At 51.6% G+C, this 696-nt stretch carries 1 protein-coding gene and 1 pseudogene; both read right to left on the reverse strand.

The genetic code is table 11. From position 1 onward, the window contains the following. Positions 1–414, reverse strand: a pseudogene (locus B3180_RS12835) (30S ribosomal protein S6--L-glutamate ligase); the annotation flags it as partial. Then, positions 411–696: ATP-dependent zinc protease (locus B3180_RS12840; protein WP_286844958.1), on the reverse strand; the 286-nt coding region annotated here is incomplete at its 5' end. The gene B3180_RS12840 and the pseudogene B3180_RS12835, both read right to left, overlap by 4 nt.

The following is a 696-nucleotide window of genomic DNA, read 5'->3' on the forward strand; positions in this document are numbered from 1 at the left end:
CAGCGGCGCACCGCCGACCATGTCAATTAAGTCCGGAATGTCCTGCGGCTGGCTGGCAAAGCCTGTGGTCGGCAGGCCAATACCCTTGCGCGATAAAAGCTGCAGAGAGCGTAATTTGTCGCGGCTACGGGAAATGGCGACCGACTCATTTAATGGGTAACTGCCAATCATCTCAAACTGGCGCAGAACCGCTGTGCCGTAAAAAGTAACAGACGCACCAATACGGGGGATCACGCAGTCATAAACGGGCAACTCTTTACCGTGTTTGTGAATCGACGATTCGCGCGCGTTGATGTCCATGTAACACCGCAGTGGGTTAAGTACGTCAACCTCATGGCCACGCTGTTCAGCGGCTTCCACTAAACGGCGTGTTGAATAAAGCGCTGAGTTACGCGATAAAATCGCAATTCTCATGGTTGTTCTCCTAATAAGTGAGAGGCCTGTGGGTCGACGATGAAATGTCCACGCATGGCTTGTCGGCCTAATAACATCCGAAATTTCATAGTGTCTCTGTTAGTTAACGTCAGTTCCACCAGCTCGTCAAATGTACCCAGTTGTAAACGTGTTCGGATCACATACCGGGTCTCGGTGTGACCGCCGGAATCGGTCACTTCACGTTTATCAAATACGGGGGCTTCGCAAATTTGTTCGCGCAGAGAGTCTTGCTCCGGGTGCATATAAATGCGCAGCCACTCT

This window comes from Idiomarina sp. UBA4206 (assembly GCF_002383015.1).
Taxonomy (GTDB): Bacteria; Pseudomonadota; Gammaproteobacteria; order Enterobacterales; family Alteromonadaceae; genus Idiomarina; species Idiomarina abyssalis.